Annotated in this window: 19 protein-coding genes; 9 read left to right on the top strand and 10 right to left on the bottom strand. The window is 63.9% G+C overall.

Going from position 1 to position 19,686, the window contains the following annotated elements:
• Nucleotides 1-46: 46 nt before the first annotated feature.
• A complete protein-coding gene (gene barA / locus BUC04_RS23205) occupies nt 47-2,770 on the top strand; it encodes a two-component sensor histidine kinase BarA (protein WP_067665992.1) in 2,724 nt (907 codons plus the stop codon).
• A 12-nt stretch (nt 2,771-2,782) separates the two neighbouring features.
• Nucleotides 2,783-3,388 carry a YjaG family protein gene (locus BUC04_RS23200; RefSeq protein WP_067665989.1) on the top strand — a complete coding sequence of 202 codons (606 nt, stop codon included), beginning with the start codon at nt 2,783-2,785 and terminating at the stop codon, nt 3,386-3,388.
• A 246-nt stretch (nt 3,389-3,634) separates the two neighbouring features.
• Here the strand turns inward: BUC04_RS23200 and BUC04_RS23195 are convergent, their stop codons facing one another.
• The gene (locus BUC04_RS23195; protein ID WP_067666098.1) at nt 3,635-4,897 is read right to left on the bottom strand and encodes an amino acid permease; all 1,263 of its coding nucleotides are present in this window, start codon (nt 4,895-4,897) and stop codon (nt 3,635-3,637) included.
• A gap of 35 nt (nt 4,898-4,932) precedes the next feature.
• Nucleotides 4,933-5,313, bottom strand: coding sequence for a trp operon repressor (trpR, locus tag BUC04_RS23190; protein WP_234977487.1), 381 nt, complete (start codon nt 5,311-5,313; stop codon nt 4,933-4,935).
• A gap of 86 nt (nt 5,314-5,399) precedes the next feature.
• On the opposite strand from trpR, the gene BUC04_RS23185 reads away from it, so the two are divergent.
• Complete coding sequence (locus BUC04_RS23185; protein WP_067666091.1) at nt 5,400-5,846, top strand: c-type cytochrome; 447 nt, start codon at nt 5,400-5,402, stop codon at nt 5,844-5,846.
• Between the two features lie 118 nt (nt 5,847-5,964).
• Nucleotides 5,965-6,720 carry a phosphatase gene (locus BUC04_RS23180; protein ID WP_067666101.1) on the top strand — a complete coding sequence of 252 codons (756 nt, stop codon included), beginning with the start codon at nt 5,965-5,967 and terminating at the stop codon, nt 6,718-6,720.
• Here BUC04_RS23180 and BUC04_RS23175 read toward each other — a convergent pair.
• The gene (locus BUC04_RS23175; RefSeq protein WP_067666088.1) at nt 6,706-7,353 is read right to left on the bottom strand and encodes a cytochrome b/b6 domain-containing protein; all 648 of its coding nucleotides are present in this window, start codon (nt 7,351-7,353) and stop codon (nt 6,706-6,708) included. The two genes, BUC04_RS23180 and BUC04_RS23175, sit on opposite strands and share 15 nt — an antisense overlap.
• 211 nt (nt 7,354-7,564) lie before the next feature.
• Between BUC04_RS23175 and hpf the strand changes: the two genes are divergently transcribed.
• The 5 genes from hpf to BUC04_RS23150 all read left to right on the top strand — a co-directional run bounded on the left by hpf (nt 7,565) and on the right by BUC04_RS23150 (nt 13,355).
• Entirely contained in the window at nt 7,565-7,906 is a 342-nt protein-coding gene (hpf, locus tag BUC04_RS23170) for a ribosome hibernation-promoting factor, HPF/YfiA family (RefSeq protein WP_067666085.1), read from the top strand.
• Nucleotides 7,907-8,192: 286 nt separating this feature from the next.
• Nucleotides 8,193-10,091 (top strand): chorismate mutase, encoded by a 1,899-nt coding sequence (locus BUC04_RS23165; protein WP_067666082.1) that lies wholly within the window; start codon nt 8,193-8,195, stop codon nt 10,089-10,091.
• A 171-nt stretch (nt 10,092-10,262) separates the two neighbouring features.
• Nucleotides 10,263-12,248, top strand: a complete 1,986-nt coding sequence (locus tag BUC04_RS23160) for an SDR family oxidoreductase (RefSeq protein ID WP_067666079.1) — start codon at nt 10,263-10,265, stop codon at nt 12,246-12,248.
• Between the two features lie 13 nt (nt 12,249-12,261).
• On the top strand, nt 12,262-12,753 hold the full coding sequence (locus BUC04_RS23155; RefSeq protein WP_067666076.1) for a DUF2505 domain-containing protein: 492 nt from the start codon (nt 12,262-12,264) through the stop codon (nt 12,751-12,753).
• A 2-nt stretch (nt 12,754-12,755) separates the two neighbouring features.
• A complete protein-coding gene (locus tag BUC04_RS23150; RefSeq protein WP_067666073.1) occupies nt 12,756-13,355 on the top strand; it encodes a TetR/AcrR family transcriptional regulator in 600 nt (199 codons plus the stop codon).
• 37 nt (nt 13,356-13,392) lie between these two features.
• Here the strand turns inward: BUC04_RS23150 and BUC04_RS23145 are convergent, their stop codons facing one another.
• From BUC04_RS23145 to BUC04_RS23115, 7 genes are all read right to left on the bottom strand, one after another.
• A complete protein-coding gene (locus BUC04_RS23145; protein ID WP_234977486.1) occupies nt 13,393-14,265 on the bottom strand; it encodes an alpha/beta hydrolase in 873 nt (290 codons plus the stop codon).
• 60 nt (nt 14,266-14,325) lie between these two features.
• The gene (locus BUC04_RS23140; protein ID WP_067666067.1) at nt 14,326-15,789 is read right to left on the bottom strand and encodes a wax ester/triacylglycerol synthase family O-acyltransferase; all 1,464 of its coding nucleotides are present in this window, start codon (nt 15,787-15,789) and stop codon (nt 14,326-14,328) included.
• 16 nt (nt 15,790-15,805) lie between these two features.
• Nucleotides 15,806-16,159, bottom strand: a complete 354-nt coding sequence (locus tag BUC04_RS23135; protein ID WP_067666064.1) for a phasin family protein — start codon at nt 16,157-16,159, stop codon at nt 15,806-15,808.
• A gap of 15 nt (nt 16,160-16,174) precedes the next feature.
• Complete coding sequence (locus BUC04_RS23130) at nt 16,175-16,603, bottom strand: phasin-related domain-containing protein (protein ID WP_067666061.1); 429 nt, start codon at nt 16,601-16,603, stop codon at nt 16,175-16,177.
• Between the two features lie 127 nt (nt 16,604-16,730).
• A complete protein-coding gene (locus tag BUC04_RS23125) occupies nt 16,731-17,006 on the bottom strand; it encodes a polyhydroxyalkanoic acid system family protein (protein WP_067666058.1) in 276 nt (91 codons plus the stop codon).
• A gap of 29 nt (nt 17,007-17,035) precedes the next feature.
• Nucleotides 17,036-18,172, bottom strand: a complete 1,137-nt coding sequence (gene tyrA, locus BUC04_RS23120) for a bifunctional chorismate mutase/prephenate dehydrogenase (RefSeq protein ID WP_067666055.1) — start codon at nt 18,170-18,172, stop codon at nt 17,036-17,038.
• Nucleotides 18,172-19,248 (bottom strand): 3-deoxy-7-phosphoheptulonate synthase, encoded by a 1,077-nt coding sequence (locus BUC04_RS23115; protein WP_067666053.1) that lies wholly within the window; start codon nt 19,246-19,248, stop codon nt 18,172-18,174. The genes tyrA and BUC04_RS23115 overlap by 1 nt, the downstream gene beginning before the upstream one ends.
• Nucleotides 19,249-19,686: the final 438 nt, after the last annotated feature.

Below are 19,686 nucleotides of genomic sequence, written 5' to 3'. Positions count from 1 at the left end.
AGCCGTGGCCCGCCAGCGGGCCGCCTATGGAGTGCTTTTCCCACAGATGAAAACCGCGACCAAATACAGTCTGCGCACCTGGGTGATGGTCCTGGCCCTGGCCCTCACCATGCTGGTGGGTCTGATGCTGGGGGGGTATTTCACCTCCAGCCGCTTTGCCGAGCTGGAAGACACCCTGCTCAAGCAGGGCACCAACATCATCGAACCATTGGCCATCGCCTGTGAGTATGGCCTGCGCTACAACAATCGCGAGTACACCAAGCGGCTGATCGACCAGGTGCAGCGCCATAACTCCGGGCTGGTGCAGACCATCGCGGTGTTTGATGGCCAGAACCAGGTGTTTGTCAGCAGCAAATACCAGCGGGATTTTGAGTTGATCAAGATGCCGGACAACATGGATTTCCACCAGGGCGGGCAGCTTGAGCACTTCGGCGATAAGCTGGTGCTGCGCGCCCCGGTGATCCAGGAGAGCCTGCCCACCGGCGCCACTCCCGGCCCGATGACCCAGCTGGGTTACGTCGCGGTGCAGCTGAACAAACACGAGGCCCTGCTGGAGCAGTACCGGGCCGCCGTGGCCGCCTTCATCATCGTCCTCATCGGGGTGCAGCTGAACCTGCTGTTCACCTTCCGACTGCTGAAGAATGTCACCCAGCCCATCACCGACATGGTGCGGGCGGTGGCCAAGATCCGCGAGGGCAAGCTGGATACCCGTCTGCAGGGCGATCTCATCGGTGAGCTGGACTCACTGAAGCGGGGGATCAACGCCATGGCGGCGTCGCTGGCGGAGTATCACGATGAGATGCAGCAGAACATCGACCAGGCCACCCTCGACCTGCGCGAAACGCTGGAGCAGATCGAGATCCAGAACGTCGAGCTGGACATCGCCAAGAAGCGGGCGCTGGAGGCCAGCCGGATCAAGTCCGAGTTCCTGGCCAACATGAGCCACGAGCTGCGTACCCCACTGAACGGGGTGATCGGCTTCACCCGCCAGCTGCTCAAGACCCCGCTGCACGACAACCAGCGCGACTACCTGCAGACCATCGAGCGCAGCGCATCCAACCTGCTCTCCATCATCAACGACATCCTCGACTTCTCCAAACTGGAGGCGGGCAAGATGGTGCTGGACAACGTGCCCTTTGCCCTGCGTGATGCGGTGGATGAGACCCTCAGCCTGCTCTCCGGTGTGGCCTATGACAAGGGGCTGGAGCTGGTGGTGGAGATCGATCCCAAGCTGCCTGATGGCCTGTCCGGCGACGTCATGCGGATCCAGCAGATACTTAACAACCTGGTGGGCAACGCCATCAAGTTCACCGAGCAGGGCTGTATCCGGCTGCAGTTGGAGCTGACCGATCAGAACGCCGAGCAGATCACCCTGCGGGGCGAGATCAGCGACACCGGCATCGGCATCGCCGACGACCAGAAATCGGTGTTGTTCCAGGCCTTTGGTCAGGCTGACAGCTCCATCACCCGACGCTTCGGCGGCACCGGGCTGGGGCTGGTGATCACCAAGCGCCTGGTCAACCAGATGGAGGGCCAGATCGGCTTCACCTCCCAACAGGGCCAGGGCTCCACCTTCTGGTTTACCCTGGCGATCGAAAAGAGCGTGTTCGCCATCGCCGATCCCCTGCCCCAGGACAAACTGGCCGGCGAGCGGGCGCTGGTGTACGAACCGCGGCAAAGCAGCCGACAGACCCTGGTCAGTCAGCTGCAGGGGTGGCAGATGCGCACCCTGGCCGCAGAGCAACGCCAGCAGTTACCCACCCTGCTGGAACAACAGGGCCCGTTCGATCACGTCCTTTTACTGGCCGGTCAGTTTGAGCAGGAAGCGGAGCTGAGCACGCTGCTGGAGGCCAGCAAAAATCTGATCCTGATGGTGGAGGGCAACGCCCCCGGCTGGCAACAGGCCCTGGCCCGGGAGGGCCAGCTGAAGCTGATGCCGCTGCCGCTGTCGCAGCGACGACTCTATGACCAGCTCAGCCTGCACGACCTCAGCCGTCTGCCGGCGGACGACGCCGAGGTGCCGGCGCTGGCCGAAGGCGAAGCAACACGGTTGCCGCTCACCGTGCTGGCGGTGGACGACAACCCGGCCAACCTCAAGCTGATCGTCACCCTGCTGGGGGAGATGGTGCAGCAGGTGGACAGCCTCACCGGCGGCCGGGCTGCCATCGAGCAGTGCCAACATAAGCAGTACGACGCTATCTTTATGGACATCCAGATGCCGGAGGTGGATGGCCTGCGTGCCACCGAGGCGATCCGGGCGGATTCGCTCAATCGCCACACCCCGATCATCGCCGTTACCGCCCACACCCTGCGGGACGAGCTGGACCGGATCCTGGCCTCTGGGATGGACGACTGCCTGACCAAGCCCATCGACGAGGGGATGCTTAAGCAGGTGCTCAATCGCTGGGTCCGGCAGGAACAGGAGAGCGGCGGCGTGGTGGACTGGGCCCTGGCCCTGTCTCAGGCCGGTGGCAACGCCAACCTGGCCCGGGAGATGCTCACCATGCTGGTGGACTCCATCCCGGAGACCCGCGACGCCCTGACCGACGCCATCCAGCGCCGGGACAACGACGCCCTGGTGCGCAGCGTCCACAAGCTGCATGGCGCCACCTGCTACTCCGGCGTGCCGGCGCTGCAGGCGATCTGCATGCAGCTGGAGGCTGAACTCAAGCAGGGTGTGGACATGGGCGATCTCGAGCCCGAGCTGATGGACCTGCAAGATCAATTGAACCAAGTGGCCAACGCCGCCCGGCCCTACCTGGCGGCCTAAGTAGGAACTCCAATGACCGCAAAAACCGGTTTCTTCAGCCGAGTCAAAGCGCTGAATGAAAAACAGAAGGTGCTGTTCGCCATCGCCCTGGCGGAACGCATGCTGCCCAACTACCTGCTCTATGCCCAGATCACCGAGCAGGAGGATAGCGCCAAGGCCACCACCATCCTCGACATGCTGTGGCAGTCGCTCTACACCCGCAACCTCAAGCTCAACTACGAGCGGATGCAGGACCAGCTGGAAGAGCTGATGCCCAACACCGAGGCGGAAGAGTTCTACGGCGTCTACCCTGCCACCGACGCCTTGATGGCGCTGAGCACCATCCTCACCGCGATGCAGCAAAAGGTGGATACCGATCTGATCAACGTCTCCAAGCTCTCCAGCAGCACGGTGGCCGCCTTTATCGAGGCCAGCGAGCAGCCCGAGGTGGAGACCGAGGAGGCGCTGGACGACTTCGTGTTCCAGCATCCGCTGATGGCCGAGGAGCGCGCCATCCAGGGCCAGTTGCTGGACTGGGTCGAGAGCCCTGAGGCCACCGACACCGACGCCATCAAAGGGCTGCGCAAGGAGCTGCGCGACGAAGGGGTTTCCAACATTGGTGTCACCCTGGCGGACTAAGAGCCAGGTGCTAGGTGCTAGGTGCTAGGTGCTAGGTGCTAGGGGCTAGGGGCTAGGGGCTAGGGGCTAGGGGCTAGGGGCTAGGGGCTAGGGGCTAGGCAAGCTAGCCAAGAGCTCGGACTATGACGGTCAATGCTTTTCCTAGCTCCTAGAAGGGCGCAGCCCGCCCTAGCACCCATTCTTTTCGCCTCCTGCTGCAAACAAAAACGCCGCCCCAAGGGGCGGCGTTTTCTGTCCGGGCTTGGCTTAGCCAAACTTGGGCAGCAGGCCCATCAGGTGGACAATCTCCACCAGCACCGCCAGCACACCAAAGCCCAGCACAAAATTCAGTCGCAGCATGCCACCGCTGGTCTGGAAGCCGTTGTCGATCTTACGCTGACGCAGTACCCGGGCCATCAGCGCCGGCAGCACCAGCACGAACACCGAGGCGGCCAGGGCGGCAAAGCCGATGGCGGTGATAAAGCCATGGGGCATCGCCATGCACAGCAGCAGGGCCGGCAGGAAGGTGATGGCGGCGGCCTTGGCGGAGTCCACCAGCGAATCGCTCAGCTTGAGCAGGTCCTTGATCAGGTCCTGCAGGCCCAGCGCCACGCCGATAAAGGAGCTGGCCAGGGCCAGGTTGCCAAACAGCATCAGCGCCGCTTCCACCCCGGAGACGTCGGTGGATTGGCCGACCGCACTGATCAGGGTGGCGACGTTGCCGCCCTGGGCGATCACCTCGGAGAACTGGTCCCGCGGCACGTTGCCCATGATGGCCAGCTGCCACACCACGTACACCAGCATGGTCAGCATGGTGCCCACCAGCAGCGCCAGGCGGGTACGACGGGCGTCTTTCTGGTAGTGCTTCACCAGCGAGGGGACGGTGCCGTGGAAGCCGAAGCTGGTGACCAGCACCGGGATGGCGATCCACAGGTAGGGCAGCGGCTCAGCCAGGCCAATCCCCGGGAACAGGGTGTCCACTGAGGCGTTGCCTGCCAGCATGCTGGTGGAGCCGAAGAAGGTCAGCGCCATGCCGCCAAGCATGATGGTGGCGACCCGATCCACCGCGCGGGAACCGGCGATCACCACGGTGGCCAGCACCAGGGTGAACAGCAGCGCAGAGCCGCTGTGACCCAGCTGCAGGCCCAGGGTGTTGCCCAGGGTCTGGCCCACCACCGAGCTGCCACCGGAGATGTAGGCGTAGGTCAGGATAAAGCAGACAAAGGCGACGGTGCCGGTGGCCAGGATCTTACCCACCTTGCCCAGGGTGTCTTCGGCGATGGTGGCGTAGCTAGCGCCGTCCTTGTAGTTGAGGCTGGCCTCGGTGAGGTAGAGGCTGGAGCTGTAGGCACAGAACCACACCAGCGCCATCATCGCCATGGAGACGGCAAACCACATACCGGCACTGTAGACCGGCAGGGCAAACATGCCCGCGCCGATGGAGGTCCCCGCCACGATCATGGCGCCGCCGAGGATCCCCGGCTTCTTCTTGGTTTGTGCCGCGGGGGCACTGGCAGTCATCTCTGACATCTGCAAACTCCGAACGTTATTGTTGTTGTAGGGGTTCAGGACAGCTGCAGCATCTGACGCAGGGTCAGGCGGGCATCTTCATCCATCGATTTGAGGGTGTTGGAAGCACGGGTGATGGTGGCAATACTGACCCCCAGATCTGCGGCGATCTGGCGCTGGCTGATGCGCCCCTCCAACAGGGCCTTGAACACCGCCAGGCGGCCACCGACCGCCAGCTTCTCATCGTGACTGAGTAGCGCGCCCAACAGGGTGGACACCTGTTCTTGGGTGGACTGCTCGGCGATCAATCCGACCACTTGATTCCAGCGGGCTTCTGCCATCATCTTCTCCGTACTGTCGTAATGGGCAGGCAGTACACCATTACGGCGATACGGGCTCCAGCGCCGATCCACCAAAGCGTGAGCACGGTCGCACATTTGCTTGCATTTTGATGTCTGGTCGTACCGAATTGATTGATTTACAATCGAGCCGCACCCAATTAATGACTACAAGGACGAGGCAAATGAAAGCTGCTGTGACGCTGATCTGTGTGCTGATGATGGGCACCGCCACCGCCAAGGGCGCGTTTGACGATACCGATGATGCCATCCAATACCGCCAGGCGGCCTTTGGCCTGATCAAGGAGAACTTCGCCGACATGGGGGCGATGCTGAAGAAGAAGAAGCCGATGGACAGCGAGGCCTTTGCCCAGCGCGCTCAGCATCTGGCGCTGCTGGCGGAGATCCCCTTCACCGGCTTTATCCCCGGCTCCGACAAGGGCAAGACCGACGCCCTGGGTAAGGTATGGCAACAGCGCAGCGACTTCGACCAGCGTGCCAGCCAGTTTGCCCAGGCCACGGCTACCCTGGCCCAGGTCAGCCAAGGCAACGATCTGAAGGCCACCGCCAAGGCCTTTGGTGACGTCGGCAAGACCTGCAAGGGCTGCCACGACAACTTCAAGAAAGACTGATAACGCCGATACACCGTGCCGCTGGGGCCCACCCACGGCACGGAGTCGGCAGCGGATGCTGGAGTCACTCGACAAAGCATCGGATAATGGGGGTCTGATCCAGACCAGGAAGGCCCCCATGCAGATCCTCACCGATACCCACTGCCATACCATCGCCAGTACCCACGCCTACAGCACCTTGCAGGAGTTGGTGCAGGCCGCCAAGCTCGCCGGCCTGCAGGCCTTCGCCGTCACCGACCACGCGCCGCCAATGCCCGATGCCCCCCACTACTGGCACTTTATCAATATGAAGGTGGTGCCCCGGGTGATCGACGGTATCGCGGTACTGCGCGGCATGGAAGCCAACATTGTGGCCGAGGGGGTCGAGGTGCCGGAGCGGGTGCGCGAGGGCCTGGACATGATGATCGCCAGCTTCCACGAACCGGTGTTCGCCCCGGCGGACTGCCTGACCAACACCAAGGCGATGATCGCCGCCATCGAGTCCGGTCACTGCCAGATCATCGGCCACCCGGGCAACCCCAAGTACCCCATCGAGGTGGATGCGGTCCTCACAGCCGCCAAGGCGCACAACGTGGCGATGGAGATCAACAACAGCAGCTTCAGCCACTCCCGGGTGGGCAGCGAGCCACGCTGCCTGCATCTGCTGGAGCGGGTGGGCCACCATGGTGGCAAGGTCAGCTTCGGCTCCGACGCCCACATCGCCTTCCACCTGGGTCACTTTGGCAACTGCATCGCCGCCGCCGAGCAGGTGGGCTTTCCCCGGGATCAGGTGGTCAGTGCCGATGCCGCCAGCCTGCTGCGCTTCTTAGGCGAGCACGACAAGCCGGTGGTGGCGGAGCTGTCCGATTGGCTGGCCGCCCTACCAGAGCGGTAGGATCAGCAAGTAGGTAACGGCCCCCAGGCTGGTGACAAACACCAGCGCGGCGGGCCAGATCGGGCGCATGGTGGGGGCCGGTGCACTGAGCCGTTGCCGTCCGGTGATCATCGCCGACACCAGCGGGATCCCCTTGAGCCGATAGACCAGGATCGCCAGCAGGTGCAGCCCCAGGGCGATGGTGATGGCGTCAAAGATGCGCTTGTGCAGGGTGGTCAGGGTGGAGGCGGTGTCGTAGCTGACCCAGCCATAGAGTGGCCCCTCGGTGAGGATATCGTCGGTGGCAAACAACCCGGTCACCAGCTGGGCGGTGATCAGCGCCAGCATCAGCAGCACCATGTAGCCGCCGGCGGGGTTGTGGCCCAGGCTGGGCTGACGCTGGCCGCGCCATTGACGCAGGTAGCCCAGCACGCTGCCCGGAGAGCGGACCAGGGGAGCCAGCCGCGCAGTGTCACTGCCCACCAGTCCCCAGAAGGTGCGGGTCAGGATCACCGCCAGCAGCAGGTAGGCGCAGGTCTGGTGCCACTCCATCTCGCCCTGCTCGGCGGTCCACCAGCACAGCGGTATCAGGGTGGCGATGGCCCAATGGGAAGCCCGTACAACCCCGTCCCAAACCCGAATACGCCCTGTCATATCGCCTACTACTCCCTCAGTTATCCGACCCAGTTTCCCGTCAAAATCGCCCCATGACAAGCCTCATCGGTGCTTTTTTTGAGCCGAATTGTGCGCTTGAACAAGCTTTAGGCAAGCAGGCGCAAACGTGAGGAAAATCACTTTTTTCTGCCCGAAAGCGGGCGTATTCTGAAATCGAAGTTAAGAAAAGGTCAACAGAAGGGGAACCTGCATGCGTATAGAGATCACCAGCAAGTCCGTTGCCATTACCACCCCGATGCAAAACCGAGTGCAAGCCTGTATCGATAAGCTGTTGCGTCACAACATCGACGTGATCAAGCCCCACGTCATCATCACCACCGAGGGCAAGGTGTTCCAGGTCGAAGCCAATGTGAACACCAACGTCGGACAGCTCTTCGCCAGCGGACAACATGAGGATCTCTACGTGGCCATCAACCAGATGGGCAACAAACTGGAGCGCCAGCTTAATAAGCTGACCCACAAGGAGACGGCACGCCGTCACGACCGCACCATGGCGGTGGCCGGTCAGCAGCCGGACGAAGAAGCGGCCTAACTCACGCTCTCACCTCACGCAACGCACCCGCCCTCACCGGCGGGTGTGTTGTTTTCTGCCGCAGCTCGATGGCGCTTTCCTGGCATGACCAGCCAGCAAGGCCAGCCAGAGCCATTGACAGCCCCCAACCCGGCCCAGTAGGGTTGACAACACTATGAGTTCGCACCGTTTTGCCCCGTTCGTGTTTTTTATGCGCTTCCAGCAGTAGGAGGCGGTGTTCGCGTACGGTCAGCGAAACCAGACAGCCTCCCTCCCCGGGAGGCTTTTTTGTATAGGAAGGATCGCCATGAGCCAGCAACATCCCGTCGAGCCAATCCGACGCCAGATCACTGAGTTGGACCAACAGCTGTTGAGCCTGTTGGCCAAGCGCCGTGCCCTGAGCCTGGAGGTGGCCAAGAGCAAGCGGGACGTGGTCAAGCCGGTGCGCGACAGCCAACGGGAAAGTGCGCTGCTGACCCGCCTGGTGCAGCAGGGCCGCGAACTGGGGCTGGACGGTCAGTACGTCTCCCGCCTGTTCCACACCATCATCGAGGACTCGGTGCTGCGGCAACAGGCCTGGTTCCAGGCCCAGAACAACCCGGACGCACCGCCGAGCACCCGGGTGGCCTTCCTCGGCGCCAAGGGCTCCTACAGCTACCTGGCGGCGCAAAGCTATTTCGAACGGCGCGACCAGCCGCTGGAGGAGTTGGGCCAGGACAGCTTCGACGCCATCTTCGCGGCAGTGGAGCAGGGCCAGGCGGATTACGGTGTGCTGCCGGTGGAGAATACCTCCTCCGGCTCCATCAACGAGGTGTTTGACCTGCTGCAGCACACCGCACTGCACATCGTCGGCGAGACCACCGAGTCGATCCCCCACTGCGTGCTGATGGCCGACGGTGGCGACCCCGGCCAGATCAAGACGGTGTTTGCCCACCCCCAGGTGCACACCCAGTGCAGCCGCTACCTGGCGACCCTGGATGTGGAGCAGGCCTACGTGGCCAGCAGTGCCGAGGCGATGGCCCTGGCCCAGACCACCCCCAACAGCGTCGCGCTGGGCAGCGAGCGCGGTGGCGCCCTCTATGGCCTCAACGTGATCCAGCGGGAGATCGCCAACCAGCCGCGCAACGAAACCCGCTTCCTGCTGGTGGCGCGCAAGCCGGTGGAGGTGCCGCCCCAGGTACCGGCCAAGACCACCCTGCTGATGGCCACCGGCCAGCAACCCGGCGCCCTGGTGGAGGCACTGGGGGTGCTGCGAGATCTCGGGATCAACATGACCAAGCTGGAATCCCGGCCGATCCATGGCAACCCCTGGGAGGAGATGTTCTACCTGGACGTCAGCGCCAACCTGCGCAGCGAGGCGATGCAGACCGCGCTGCGGGAGCTGACCCGACTGACCCGCTTTATCAAGGTACTGGGCTGCTACCCCTGCGAAACCGTGTTGCCCACCGAGCTGGACAGTCAGGCCCTGGCGGACGATCCGCGGGTACCGGCCCAGCCCATTCAGGCGGAGCAGCCGCTGTTCAGCCGCGAGCACAAGGCCCAGACCCAGGCGATCCGGCTGGGTCACCAACACCTGGGTGACGGCAGCTTCCTCACCCTGGCCGGACCAGGCCTGGCCAACGAGCCGCTGGCCCAGTGGGGCCGCCGGGTCAAGGAGCACGGTGGCGCGGTGCTCTGGGGTGGCGAACAGGCTCAGTCGCTGACTGAGCTGCGCCAGGTGGGGCAACAGGTGGGGCTGCCGGTGATGGCCAGCTGGAGCGGCCTCACCCCGTTGTCCCAGCTCACCGCCGACTGTGACCTGGTGTTGGCGGCCGATGCGGTGGTACACCACCCGGATCGGCTGCAGCAGCTGGGCCAAAGCCAGCGGCCGGTGGTGCTGCAGCGGGCCGCGGGCACCAGCGGTGAGGCCCTGCTGGCGGCGGCGGAGCAGATCCTCAGCCAGGGCAACCAGCAGGTGATCCTGTGTGAGACCGGCCACTGCGGCAGCGATGGCATCCCCCGTCTGGATCTGGCCATGGTGGCCTGGCTCAAGCAACGGACCCATCTGCCGGTGCTGGTCGCGCCAGCGATGGCCAGCGCGCCGCTGCTGGCCAGCCTGGTGGCCGCTGCCCGCGGAGCCGAGGCCGACGGCGTGCTGCTGCCGCTGGGTAGCGAAGGCCTGGACAGCGACGGCTTTGCCCAGCTGATGAAGGGCCTTTACTGCTGATCAACACACCGCCCCGTTGCCCGGGGCGGTGCCCTGCCCCACTCGCTGCCGTCTTTATTGATCTTGCACAAACCTTGCTCGGTTAAGTTTTGAGCTGAGACAACTTCCCTCCCACAATAGACTGAGAAACTGGTTTGACCAGTATTCAGCACAACGATGGAGGCGACGTGCATGAACTATTTCCTCACCGGAGCAACGGGGTTTATTGGCCGATTCCTGCTGGCGCGACTGGCGCAGCGAGAAGGCACCTTTTACTGTCTGGTTCGCAACGGCAAAGCGGCCGATAAGCTGGCCGAGATAGGCAACAAGCTGGGGCTGGATCCGGAGCGTCTGGTGCCAATCCAGGGCGACCTGCTCAAGCCGGAATTGGGGCTGGAGGCCGAGGCCATCGCCCCGCTCAAGGGCCAGATCCAGCATTTCGTTCACCTTGCCGCCATCTACGACCTGGCCGCCAGCGCCGATCGCCAGGTGGCCGCCAACGTCGAGGGCACCCACCACGCCCTGGCCGCAGCCCGCATGCTGCAGGTCGGCTGCTTCCATCACGTCAGCTCCATCGCCGCCGCCGGTCTCTACCGTGGCTCGTTCAGCGAGACCATGTTCGAGGAGGCCGAGCAGCTGGAGAACCCCTATTTCCTCACCAAGCACCTGGCCGAGAAAGCGGTGCGGGATCAAACCGAGCTCAACTACCGCATCTATCGCCCGGGCATCGTGATTGGTGATTCCAAAACCGGCGAGGCGGAGCGGGTCGATGGCCCCTACATGGTGTTCAAGCTGCTGCAAAAACTGCGGGATAATCTGCCCAAGTGGGTACCGCTGCTGGGCCCGGAGGGGGGCCGACTCAATATCGTACCGGTGGACTTCGTGACCGAAGCGATGGACCACCTGCTGCATCAGCCGGAGCTGGATGGCCGCTGCTTCCACCTGACCGATCCCAACCCGTTGCGGGCCGGTGAGGTGATCAACCTGTTTGCCGAGGCGGCCCATGCGCCGCAGATGGCGCTGCGGGTCAACACCCGACTGTTCGACGTCATTCCCCGTCATATGGTGCAGATGGCACTGAACTACCCGCCGGTGAAGCGGATCGGCACCGCAGTGCTGCAGGAGTATGGCCTGCCGGAAGCGGCGCTGAAACTGCTTAACTACCCCACCCGCTTCGACTGCCGGGAAACCCAGGCGATCCTCAGCCAGGCGGGGATCCACTGCCCGTCACTGCGCAGCTACGCCCCCACCATCTGGGATTACTGGGAGCGCCACCTGGATCCGGACCTGGATCTCAACCAGTGCCTGTGTGACAAGCTGGCGGGCAAGACCGTGATGATCACCGGTGCCAGCTCTGGCATCGGCCTGGCCACCGCTCTCAAGCTGGCCCGCTGTGGCACCAAGATCCTATTGGTGGCGCGGGATCATGAGCCGCTGCTGGAGGCCACCGAGCAGGCCCGTGAAGCCGGTGCCGAGGCCCACTGCTACACCGCGGATCTCACCGACGAGGCCGAGGTGGAAGCGATGCTGGCCCAGGTGCACGAGGAGCACGGCGGTGTCGATGTGTTGATCAACAACGCCGGCCGCTCCATCCGTCGCTCCGTCACCGACGCCAAGGACCGCTTCCACGACTTTGAGCGCACCATGGCGATCAACTACTTCGGGGCGCTGCGGCTGATCCTTGGAGTGCTGGGCAAGATGGAACAGCGCCGTGCTGGCCACATCATCAACATCAGCTCCATCGGGGTGCTGACCAACGCACCGCGCTTCTCCGCCTACGTCGCCTCCAAGTCGGCGCTGGACGCCTTCAGCCGCTGTGCCGCGTCGGAGTACTCCGATGTGGGGATCCGCTTCACCACCATCAACATGCCGCTGGTGAACACGCCGATGATCGCCCCTACCAAGATCTACCAGGAGGTACCGACCCTGACCCCGGATCAGGCCGCGGACATGGTGCTCAAGGCGGTATTGCATCAGCCCAAGCGGGTCGCCACCCGACTGGGGATCTTCGGCGCGGTGCTGCACGCCATGACGCCAAAGTTCGCCGAGATCATCATGAACGCCAGCTACCGCATGTTCCCGGACAGCGCCAGCAAGGGGGATGGCCAGGCGCCCGCCCTGAGCAAGCGCCAGGAACAGATCAGCTTTGCCGCGCTGATGCGCGGGATCTACTTCTAAAGGAGCTTTATCGATGCGCATCACCGTTACCCATGATTACCCCTGTGACCGGGATACCCTGCTGACTCACTTCCTTGAGGCGGATGCGGTCAAGGCCAAGTACCAGGCACTGGACGCCGCCAAGATCCGGGTCCAGGCCAGCAAGCGCGATGGCGATCAACACCAGATCGCCACCCGCCGCGAGGTGGCCAGCCAGGTCCCCGGCGCCCTCAAGTCGCTACTGGGGGATCGCAACACCATCGAGCAGGAGGAGCTGTGGATCCTCTCCGACGACGGTCCGGACCGCTGCGAGCTTAATATCAGCCTGCCGGGGGTGCCGATCCGGGTGCAGGGCAGCATGCGCCTGTCCGACCGGCCGGACGGCTGCCGCAACGAGGTGGAGCTGACCCTCTCCTGCAGCCTGCCCTTTGTCGGCGGCAAGCTGGAGCGCTTCGTTGCCGGCGACAGCCAGCGGCTGATCGAGGCGGAGCGGCAGTACCTGCTGGACGCCACGGCCGGGCAATAGCCATGGGCACCCGCGAACGGATCCTCGACACCAGCCTGGCGCTGTTCAATCAGCGGGGCACCGCCGGGATCAGTAGCCTGGAGATCGCCACGGAGCTGGGGATCAGTCCAGGCAACCTCTACTACCACTTCCGTGGCAAGGAGGAGATCCTGGCGGCGCTGATGGCGGAGTGCGAACTGGCTTTGGGTCGCTTAATCCATCGGATCCGGGCCGACGAGCTGGCAGCGGAGGATTACGATCCGCTGCTGCACTCGGTGTTTCGGGTCTGCCACCACTTCCGCTTCCTGTTCCGCGATCAGGAGGCGCTGCGCTTTGCCAAGGCCCCGATTCCGCGCCGTTGGCACCGACTGATGGCCCAGCTCAAGGCCTTCGCCCAGGCACTGGTGGCGGGGATGGACGCGCTGCAACCGCTGGGCCTCTCTGCCGCCCGCCGTGATGCCCTGGCGGAGGCGCTGATGCTGACCACCCTGGGCAGCCTCAGCTTCGACGCCATCCTGGATCACCAGGAGGACGAAGCCGCGCGGATCCGGTTGGGGATCGATCGACTGGCGGTGCTGTTAGCGCCTTACGCCCACCCGGCGGTGGCCAAGCTGGAGGGGTAACGGGGGGCAGTATGCAAAAGCCTGGGCTGAGTACATCTCAGCCCAGCGGGTGTGGCTGGGTAAAGTGGCGGATAAACTGCGCCATCCGGTCCACCGCTTCCCGCGCTTCCGGCAACTGGTAGAACAGAGGGAATACGTGGGGCTGTCCCGGCCACACGGTCAAGTCCACCTCCACCTCGGCACGACGCAGCCGCGCCGCCAGCCGCACCGAATCGTCCTGCAGCATCTCCAGCGCCCCCACATGCAACATGGTGGGAGGCAGTTGATGGAGCTCGGCGTAGAGGGGCGACACCAGGGGATCACAGGGGTTGTGACCATTGAGGTAGGCGTTGCGCATCAGCAGCAGGGTACCGAGGTCAAAGAAGGGATCGTCGTTGCGCAGCAGGAAGGCCGAGTCGCCATTGACCGCCATATCCAGGGCAGGCGAGAGCAGCACGCAGGCCGCCGGCATCGGCAGCCCCTGGTCCCGCGCCTGCAGCAGGGTGGTGAGCACCAGGTTGCCGCCGGCGGAGTCCCCCGCCAACACCAGCTGGCCCGGTACCATGCCCTGGTCCAGCAACGCCTTGTACACCGCCAGGCAGTCCTCCACCGCGCCGGGATAGGGGTATTCCGGTGCCAGCCGGTAATCCACCATCAAGCCCCGGGCGTGACTAAGCTCGCCCAGTCGTCCCAGCAGGGCACCGTGGATGTAGGGGGTGCGCAGACAGAAGCCGCCGCCGTGCAGGTAGAGGATCACCGCTTCGCCAGCCGGCTGGCCGGTGGTGACCCAGTCACAGGGGACCCCGCCGAGCTGGTCCGGAATGGTTTCCAGGCCCGACGGTGGCAGGATGTAGTTGCCCAGGCGCTCCAGCTCCGCCAGTGCGGTGCGCAGGGTGTAGACGTCATCGCACCGGGCAAGACGGCTACGCATAACCCTGAACAGCAATTTATTCAGGGCTTTGGAACGCCAGCTGGGCATCTATCTCCTCCGTTAGGCACGCTCCCGTGCCGGCGCCTCGTCGTCCGGCGTGGTCACCGGCTCGCTCTCGGCTTGCTCCTGCAGTACCTGCACCAGGGTGGTGAGGGTCGCCTGCTCCAACTCCGCCAAGGCCTGCTGCAGATGTTCCGCGATCGCCTCAAACCCGGGCAGGGAGCGGCGACAACAAACCAGGCCAAAGTGCATCTGACCGGCGTAGCTGAGCAGGGTCACATTGAGGGTCTGGCCCGGCAGCAACAGTGACAGCGGGAACATCTGCTCCACCTTGGCGCCCATGAAGTAGAGCGGCTCGGTGGGGCCATGGATGTTGGAGATCAACATGTTGGTGGCCGGCGGCAGGTAATGGTTCAGACCCAGGCGTCCCGCGGCCAAGGCCAGGCCGTTGACCACGATAGAGTACTGATAATAGGCGTCCGGTGACAAATCCAGCGCCTCCTGCTTGATCCCGGCGGTGCCATCACGGATGGCATGCAGCCGCACCAGCGGCGGATCTTCGCTGCGCCCCAGCTCCACCAGCCCAAGGCTGATCTTGTTGCAGGCGGTCTCCATCTCCCCCTCTTTGCGCAGGTTGATGGGCATCAGCGCCACCAGCGGTTTGTCCCCCTGCCAGTTGTGCAGCTGCAGGTAGCGCTGCAGCGCCATGTCACAGACGGTCAGCATCACATCGTTGGTGGTGCTGCCGGTGAGCTTGGCCAGGCGGGAGAAACGACGCAACGGCAGATCGCACAGGGCGACGGTACGGGCCCGATCCGGGCTGACGTTGAACGGCGTGCGCGGGGCGGTGAAGGGGATCTTAAGCCGGGTCTGGGCCAGGTCCGCGGCGTTGAGGGCCAGCTTGCCCGCCAGTTTGGCCAGGCCGACACTGGCACCGAGCTGACGCCGCCACAGCGACAGGTCAAACAGGTTACCCAGCAGGGTCTCGCGGTTCTTGCGGGCGGTGGCGTCATCGCGGGCACTGCCCTGCCAGAACAGCTGGCCGAGGCCATCCGGCTCGGTGCTGCAGCTGCGGGCAAAGAGATCGGTGGCGCGAACGCCATCGGCCAGGGCGTGGTGCACCTTGAACAGCAGCGCCACCTGGCCGCCCACCAGGCCATCGATCACCCACAGCTCCCACAAGGGGCGACTGCGGTCGAGTCGATAGCTGTGGATGCGACCGGCCAGTTCCAGCAGTTGGTGCATGTCCCCGGGGGCCGGCAGGCTGGAGTGGCGGATATGGAAATCCATGTCCACCGACGCCGCCGGCTGCCAGCGTGGCAGCCGGGTCAGGCCCCAGTGCAGCACCTGGTTAAAGGGTGGCTGCACCTGGTCGCTGGCCTTGAGCTCAGTGACCAGGGCCCGGCCAAAGCCGATCGCCTCCTCCTTGGGTGGGGTCAGCAACACCAGGCCACTGATGTGCAGCGGCGTGGCGTCGCTTTCGAATAAGACGAATCCCAGATCCAATAGGGATAGATTGGCCATGGTGCCTCCTAAGCGCTCAGCCCTTGTTGAGGGCCTCAACCGCCTTGGTCAGCTTATCGACCTTGTCGTTGAGTTCATCCAGGCGCTCCGGCTTCACCCCGCTGAGGCGGGAGAACAGGTCCTGTACCCGCTTTTCAACGTTGCGGTTGGCGCTGCCCACCTGCTGCTCGATGGTCTCCCGGGTCTGGGCTTCCACCTCTCGGCCCTGCTCTACCAGGGACTCAAACAGGTCATTGGAACGGCCTTCCAGCTGTTGTGCCTCTTCCAGGCTCTTGCTGTAGACCCCCAGGCCGGCCAGCCAGATGTTGCGGGCGACCTGCTCACTGTCTTCCATCCAGGCTTGGGCTTTATCGCGAATGTCGGTTTTCATGATGGCCTCCGGCGATCAGTTTTCTTTCTTGGCGGCGGGCTTGCGGGCACGGCGGGGTGCTGCCGGCTTGGCAGGCTCAGCCACTTCGGCTGGGGCCGCTTTGCTGGCGGCTAACTGCTCAACCACTTCGGTCAGTTGGTCCAGTTTGGCGTCCAGGTCATCCAGCTGGCGCGGATCCAGGCCGGTAAACTTCTGTACCCGGGCGTTGAGCTGCTGCTCGACCGCCTGTTGGGTCTGGTCCTGGGCGTCTTTCAGCCGGGTCTTGGTGTGGCTTTCCATCTCACGGCCACGCTCCACCAGCTCATCCAGCCAGCCACGGGACCGTTCGGTCAGTTGGTTCAGTTCACGGGTGCCCTTAGCGTAGGCGCCCAGACCGGCCAGCCAGATCTTCCGGGCCAGCGCTTCTTCCTGTTCCACACGGTTTTGAACGTTGCGATCAGTCATAACTCCCCCTTCTCGACAGATTACAGCGCAGGGTTGCGCTTCTCTGATCTCAGTGTATGGAGGGGGATTAGAAAGGGCTTTCTAAAGGGGGGGCAGCTTGCGCTGGATCAATTTTGCACAGCTTCGGTCAGGAGAGCAGCTCATCGAGGCGCTGCTCGATGGCGTCGCTGATCCCCATGGAGAAGGGGCGCAGCAGCAGCCCCAGCTCCAGGGTGATGGTCAGGCGGTCGGCGGCGGGCACCAGCCGACCACGGGCGCCACTGCGGCGAAACACCAGCTCCTGGCCGGCCCAATGCCAGTTGAGCGCGTACTCCCGCTCCAGGGTCACCGCCACCTCGTCGACCAGGCCCTTCAGGGTCTGGGGATCGAGTTGGTGAGACCGTTCAATATGGATTCGAGACATAGGAGCTCCTGCCGACGCTTGTTGACACCTTAGCCGCTGCGGCTGTCGTTGGCCACCATCAGCATGTTGGCGCTTTCGTTGCGGAACTGCTGGGCGAAGTCGCCGAACCATTCCGCCACGTCGGCAAACTGTGCGCAGAAGCCCGCCTTATCGCCGGCTTCCAGCAGCGCCAGTGCTTCCTGATAGCGGGCCAGGTAGTGGCGCGCCCGGGCCAATGCGTCAGGCTGAGCGAAGATGATGTCGGCGTAGAGGCTGGGATCCTGGGCGAACAGTCGCCCTACCATCGCCAGCTCCAGCCGGTAGATGGGGGAGCTGAACTGCAGCAGCTGCTCGATGTCAGCGTGCTCCCGCTTCAGGTGCAGGCCGTAGACAAAAGCGGTGAAGTGGCGCATCGCCTGCACCAGTTGCATCGCCTGGTCGTGCTCAGAGGCGGTGGCCTCGTGCAGCCGGGCGCCCCAGATCTGGATCTGCTGCAGTAGCCACTGGTAGGCCGCCTCGTCACGGCCATGACAGACCACCACCACCTGTTTGGCCAGGCTGGCCACGTCCGGGCCAAACATGGGGTGCAGCCCCAGTACCGGCCCTGGGTGGGCCTTGAGCATGGCGGCCAGCGGCGCCTGCTTGATGGAGGTCAGATCCAGCAGCAGGCAATCGGGATTGAGCTGGGGCAGGCGCTGGATCACCGCCTCGGTGCGCTCGATCGGCACCGACACCACTACCGCACCGGCGTCCTTAAGCAGTGCGTCGGCGTTGTCCCAGTCGTCCTGGTCGAGGATCCGCACCTCGTAGCCGGACAGGGTGAACAGCTGGGCAAACAGGCCGCCGAGCTTACCGGCGCCACCGACGATCACCACCGGCCCCAGGTCGGGATTGACCCGCTTAAAGCCGACGTCGTTCTCCGAGGCGTAGGATTCGCGCATCATTCGGCGCAGCAGATCCTCGATCAGCTGGGGGTTAACCCCCATCGCTTCGGCCTCAGTGCGACGCTTGGCCAGCATGCTGGCCTCCCGCTTGGGGGCGTAGATCGGCACCCCCTCCTTGTGCTTGATGGCGCCGACTTCGGCCACCAGGTCCAGGCGCCGCCGCAGCAGTTGCAACAGCTCCTTATCCACCACATCGATCTTGTCTCTGAGCGCGTCCAGCGCGCGGCTGCTCTGCTCCGCCATCAGGCCTCCGCAAAGCGGGTGGGCAGGCGCGGTGCCAGCGCCTGGGCGCCGACTCGCAGCAGCGACTCGGTGGTGACCCAATCGATGCACTTGTCGGTGATGGAGAGGCCGTACTCCAGCTGCTCCCGCGGCAGGTCACTGCTCTGGTTGCCCTCTTTGAGGTGGCTCTCCAGCATCACCCCGATGATGGAGGTGTTGCCGTCCATGATCTGGTGGAACACGTTCTGCGCCACCAGCGGCTGACGGGCGTGATCCTTGTTGGAGTTGCCATGGCTGCAGTCCACCACCAGGCGGGCATTGAGGCCGGCCTGATGCAGCGCATCTTCCGACAGCGCCACATTGACCGAGTCGTAGTTAGGCTGCTTGCCGCCACGCAGGATCACATGGCCATCCGGGTTGCCCTGGGTGTTGAGCAGTGCCACCTGGCCATCGGGGTTGATCCCCATGAAGCGGTGGCTGTGGGAAGCCGCCTGGAGGGCGTTGATCGCCACCCCCAGCTTGCCATCGGTGCCGTTCTTGAAACCCACCGGCATCGACAGGCCGGAGGCCATCTCGCGGTGGGTCTGGGATTCGGTGGTGCGGGCGCCGATGGCGGACCAGGAGAACAGCTCGCCCAGGTACTGGGGGCTGATGGGATCCAGTGCCTCGGTGGCCACCGGCAGCTCCAGCTCCGCCAGCCACAGCAGCAGCTCGCGGGCCTGGCGCAGGCCCTTCTCGACGTTGAAGGAGCCGTCCATGTCCGGATCGTTGATCAAGCCTTTCCAGCCCACGGTGGTGCGGGGCTTTTCGAAGTAGACCCGCATCAGGATGTAGAACTGTTCGCCCAGCTCATCGTGCAGCTTCTTCAGCTTAAGGGCGTACTCCTTGGCCGCCTCCACATCGTGGATGGAACAGGGGCCAGCGATCACCAGCAGGCGGTTATCCCGTTTATGGACGATGTCCGCAACTTGGCGACGGGCATCCAGGATATATCGATACGCTTTGTCCGACAGCGGCAGCTCCTGCTTGAGCTGGCTGGGGGTGATCAAAACGCTTTCGGTATCGATATGGATGTTGTTAATGCTGTCCTTGTGCACGTGTCGCCTCGTTAAAGTCACATCTCGCCGCGGTATCGCGGTCTGTCTCACAGCTTGCCAAGGCGAACAACTTATGTAAACAGGGATTTGGCTCAAGCGAGGACACATAAGGCCCAAAAAAGGAAATTTCTAAGATTTCAGGGGCTAGGGGCTAGGGGCTAGGGGCTAGGGGCTAGGGGCTAGGGGCTAGGGGATAGGGGCTAGGGGCTAGGGGCTAGGGGATAGGGGCTAGGGGCTAGGGGCTAGGGGATAGGGGCTAGGGGATAGGGGATAGGGGCTAGGGGCTAGGCAGGCTAGCTTAGGAGCCAGTCCATCACGGTCAACGCTCTTCCTGGGCTCTTCCTGGGCTCTTGCTAGGCTCTTCCTGGGCTCTTCCTGGGCTCTTCCTGGGCTCTTCCTGGGCTCTTCCTAGGCTTTTCCCTAGTGCCTAGCAGGGCG

Source organism: Ferrimonas marina, assembly GCF_900129905.1.
GTDB classification, from domain to species: domain Bacteria; phylum Pseudomonadota; class Gammaproteobacteria; order Enterobacterales; family Shewanellaceae; genus Ferrimonas; species Ferrimonas marina.
Note: the sequence above shows the minus strand (reverse complement) of the source record. Positions and strands in the feature narration are given on the sequence as shown.

What these genes read in the sequence shown, in the direction of transcription:
- BUC04_RS23125 (WP_067666058.1), bottom strand. Translation starts at nt 17,006, where the DNA reads ATGTCTCGAATCCATATTGAACGGTCTCACCAACTCGATCCCCAGACC.
- BUC04_RS23150 (WP_067666073.1), top strand. Translation starts at nt 12,756, where the DNA reads ATGGGCACCCGCGAACGGATCCTCGACACCAGCCTGGCGCTGTTCAAT.
- BUC04_RS23140 (WP_067666067.1), bottom strand. Translation starts at nt 15,789, where the DNA reads ATGGCCAATCTATCCCTATTGGATCTGGGATTCGTCTTATTCGAAAGC.
- hpf (WP_067666085.1), top strand. Translation starts at nt 7,565, where the DNA reads ATGCGTATAGAGATCACCAGCAAGTCCGTTGCCATTACCACCCCGATG.
- trpR (WP_234977487.1), bottom strand. Translation starts at nt 5,313, where the DNA reads ATGTGCGACCGTGCTCACGCTTTGGTGGATCGGCGCTGGAGCCCGTAT.
- BUC04_RS23165 (WP_067666082.1), top strand. Translation starts at nt 8,193, where the DNA reads ATGAGCCAGCAACATCCCGTCGAGCCAATCCGACGCCAGATCACTGAG.
- BUC04_RS23180 (WP_067666101.1), top strand. Translation starts at nt 5,965, where the DNA reads ATGCAGATCCTCACCGATACCCACTGCCATACCATCGCCAGTACCCAC.
- BUC04_RS23155 (WP_067666076.1), top strand. Translation starts at nt 12,262, where the DNA reads ATGCGCATCACCGTTACCCATGATTACCCCTGTGACCGGGATACCCTG.
- BUC04_RS23185 (WP_067666091.1), top strand. Translation starts at nt 5,400, where the DNA reads ATGAAAGCTGCTGTGACGCTGATCTGTGTGCTGATGATGGGCACCGCC.
- BUC04_RS23175 (WP_067666088.1), bottom strand. Translation starts at nt 7,353, where the DNA reads ATGACAGGGCGTATTCGGGTTTGGGACGGGGTTGTACGGGCTTCCCAT.
- BUC04_RS23200 (WP_067665989.1), top strand. Translation starts at nt 2,783, where the DNA reads ATGACCGCAAAAACCGGTTTCTTCAGCCGAGTCAAAGCGCTGAATGAA.
- BUC04_RS23130 (WP_067666061.1), bottom strand. Translation starts at nt 16,603, where the DNA reads ATGACTGATCGCAACGTTCAAAACCGTGTGGAACAGGAAGAAGCGCTG.
- BUC04_RS23135 (WP_067666064.1), bottom strand. Translation starts at nt 16,159, where the DNA reads ATGAAAACCGACATTCGCGATAAAGCCCAAGCCTGGATGGAAGACAGT.
- barA (WP_067665992.1), top strand. Translation starts at nt 47, where the DNA reads ATGAAAACCGCGACCAAATACAGTCTGCGCACCTGGGTGATGGTCCTG.
- BUC04_RS23160 (WP_067666079.1), top strand. Translation starts at nt 10,263, where the DNA reads ATGAACTATTTCCTCACCGGAGCAACGGGGTTTATTGGCCGATTCCTG.
- BUC04_RS23145 (WP_234977486.1), bottom strand. Translation starts at nt 14,265, where the DNA reads ATGCGTAGCCGTCTTGCCCGGTGCGATGACGTCTACACCCTGCGCACC.
- tyrA (WP_067666055.1), bottom strand. Translation starts at nt 18,172, where the DNA reads ATGGCGGAGCAGAGCAGCCGCGCGCTGGACGCGCTCAGAGACAAGATC.
- BUC04_RS23195 (WP_067666098.1), bottom strand. Translation starts at nt 4,897, where the DNA reads ATGTCAGAGATGACTGCCAGTGCCCCCGCGGCACAAACCAAGAAGAAG.